This window comes from Streptomyces sp. P5F9 (genome assembly GCF_057961495.1).
Window position 1 is genome coordinate 1 of sequence record NZ_JBXVPZ010000755.1, and the last position, 2,790, is coordinate 2,790.

General features: G+C 71.7%; 3 protein-coding genes. All 3 read left to right on the forward strand.

Annotated features, from left to right (window positions below):
• A partial coding sequence (locus AC31A1_RS49580) for an acyl-CoA dehydrogenase family protein (RefSeq protein ID WP_489659623.1) occupies nt 1-750 on the forward strand: 750 nt, incomplete at its 5' end.
• The gene (locus AC31A1_RS49585; protein WP_489659624.1) at nt 747-1,148 is read left to right on the forward strand and encodes a MaoC family dehydratase; all 402 of its coding nucleotides are present in this window, start codon (nt 747-749) and stop codon (nt 1,146-1,148) included. The genes AC31A1_RS49580 and AC31A1_RS49585, both read left to right, overlap by 4 nt.
• Nucleotides 1,145-2,323 (forward strand): lipid-transfer protein, encoded by a 1,179-nt coding sequence (locus AC31A1_RS49590; protein WP_489659625.1) that lies wholly within the window; start codon nt 1,145-1,147, stop codon nt 2,321-2,323. Before AC31A1_RS49585 ends, AC31A1_RS49590 begins: the two co-directional genes overlap by 4 nt.
• Nucleotides 2,324-2,790: the final 467 nt, after the last annotated feature.

A 2,790-nucleotide genomic window follows, 5' to 3' on the forward strand; every position in this document is an offset into this window, starting at 1 on the left:
GTACGGGCGAGGGGTGTGCGCGGGGCGATTGAACGAGGTCGGGATGAACAGGCTTCCACGCGGGGCGAGTTGAGCGGGACGGTTCCCGTCGTCCCCTGGTTGCGTGACGCCACGCATGTCCTGGTCGCCGACGACCGGCGCGAGTTGTGGCTGACCCCGGTCACGGAGGCCGCGCGCGTGGAGGCGGTCGAGCTGACGGCGCCTTGGTCGGCGGGGCGACTGACACTCGACGGGGCATCGGCGGAGCGGCTCGGGTCCTACGCCCGCTCCTCGGACTCGCCCCCAACTCCCGCCCCCCACACCGACGTTCTGGCCAGCGCGCGCACTGCCTTCGCCGGGCTGCAGGCCGGGGTGTGTGCCGGTTCGCTCGCTCGGGCTGTGGCGCATGTGAATACCCGGGAGCAGTTCGGGCGCCCGCTGGCGACGCGGCAGGCGGTTCAACTCCGGGCTGCCGACGCGCACATGGACATCGAGGCGATACGGGTGACGGCATACGAGGCGGCCTGGCGGCGGGATGCGGGGCTGCCGTACGCCACGCACGCGCTGACCGCCGCCTGGTGGGCGTCCGAGGCGGGCCAGCGTGTCGTCCACACGGGTCAGCATCTGCACGGCGGGGCGGGAGCGGACCTGGACCATCCGGTGCACCGGCACTTCCTCTGGGGGCGGCAGTTGGACGCGTATCTGGGTGGTGGGGGCGAAGTGCTGCAAGAACTGGGGGAGTTGATCGTGAGCGAGGAGGTGCAGCCATGAAGGCAGGTGAAGAGTTGCCTCCGCTGGAGATCCAGATCACCCGCACCCTGATCGTCGCCGGAGCCGTCGCCTCCCGGGACTACCAGGACGTGCACCACGACGCGGAGTCGGCGCGGCAGAAGGGCTCCCCCGACATCTTCATGAACATCCTGACGACGAACGGGTTGGTCGGCCGTTACATAACGGACCACTTCGGACCAGAGGCGATCCTCCGCAAGGTGGCCATACGGCTCGGCGTCCCCAACTACCCGGGCGACACGATGGTGTTGACCGGCACGGTCGAGGAGACGGACGGCGACACCGCGACGGTGCGGGTGCTCGGGGCGAACGGCATCGGCAGGCATGTGACCGGCACGGTCACGGTCACCCTGCCGAGGACGAGGGAGGCCGGGAAATGAGCATCCGTACCCGCGACACCCTCGGTGGGCAGGCGGCGATCGCCGGGATCGGGGCGACGGAGTTCTCCAAGGACTCGGGGCGCAGTGAGCTGCGGCTGGCCGTGGAGGCGGTGCGGGCCGCGTTGGACGACGCGGGGCTGACGCCGGCGGACGTGGACGGGATGGTCACGTTCACGATGGACACCAACCCGGAGATCACCGTGGCCCAGGCCTGCGGGATCGGTGAGCTGTCCTTCTTCTCCCGGGTCCACTACGGCGGCGGAGCGGCCTGCGCGACCGTCCAGCAGGCGGCGCTCGCGGTGGCGGCGGGGATCGCGGAGGTGGTGGTCTGCTACCGCGCGTTCAACGAGCGGTCGGGGCGCAGATTCGGCTCGGGGGTGACGTACCGGGAGCCGTCGGCGGAGGGCGCGGCGCTGGGCTGGTCGCTGCCGTTCGGGCTGCTCACGCCGGCGTCGTGGGTGGCGATGGTGGCGCAGCGGTATCTGCACACGTACGGGCTGACACCGGAGGTGTTCGGGCAGGTGGCGGTGGTGGACCGCAAGTACGCGGCGACGAACCCGGCGGCGTACTTCCACGGCAGACCGATCACGCTCGCCGAGCACGCGGCGTCGCGGTGGATCGTGGAGCCGTTGCGGTTGCTGGACTGCTGCCAGGAGACGGACGGGGCCCAGGCGATCGTCGTCACGTCGGTGGAGCGGGCCCGCGACCTGCGGCGTCCGCCCGCGGTCATAGCGGCGGCGGCGCAGGGGGCCGGGCGGGCGCAGGAGCAGATGACCAGTTTCTACCGTGACGATCTGACCGGCCTGCCGGAGATGGGCGTGGTCGCGCGGCAGTTGTGGCGGACGGCGGGGCTGGGTCCTGAGGACATGGACGTGGCGATCCTGTACGACCACTTCACGCCGTTCGTACTGATGCAGCTGGAGGAGTTCGGGTTCTGCGGGAAGGGGGAGGCGGCGGAGTTCGTGGCCGAGGAAGGGCTGCCGATCAACACGCACGGGGGACAGCTCGGGGAGGCGTATCTGCACGGGATGAACGGGATCGCGGAAGGGGTCCGCCAGCTGCGCGGCACCGCCGTGAACCAGATACCGGGCGCCGGGCGGGTCCTGGTGACCGCCGGGACGGGGGTGCCGACATCGGGCCTGGTGCTCACGGACCTTGCGACGCCTGCGATCTAGACCGTCTCGGCGGCGGTTCCGGCCGCGCTTGCGGCGCCTGTGCCCTCGGCCTCGGCAGTCTCGGCAGCACCTCCTGCCGCCTTCGCGGCGCTTGTGACCCCGGAGTCTCCGTAGCACCTCCTGCCGCGCCGACGGCGCCGGCGATCCCGGCCGCCTTCGCAGCAGCGTCTGTTGCCCTTTTGGCGCCGGTGACCTTCACCGCCCTCGCGGCTCCGGCTGCCCTCACGACCCCGGGCAGCTTCACGGCCCCGGGCAGCTTCACGACCGCGGGCACCTTCACGGCCCCGGGCACCTTCACGGCCCCGGGCACCCTCACGACCCAGGCGCCTTCGCGGCAGCCCCTACGGCCCTTGCAGTCCAGGCGACTTCTGCCGCCCTCGCGGCTCCGGCCGCCCTCACGACCCCGGACAACCACACGCCCCCGCCGCCTTCGCAGCAGCCCCGGTGATCTCCACCCGCCTCACAGC

Excerpts from the sequence above, each read along its gene's own strand:
- AC31A1_RS49585 (WP_489659624.1), top strand. The coding sequence starts at position 747 with ATGAAGGCAGGTGAAGAGTTGCCTCCGCTGGAGATCCAGATCACCCGC.
- AC31A1_RS49590 (WP_489659625.1), top strand. The coding sequence starts at position 1,145 with ATGAGCATCCGTACCCGCGACACCCTCGGTGGGCAGGCGGCGATCGCC.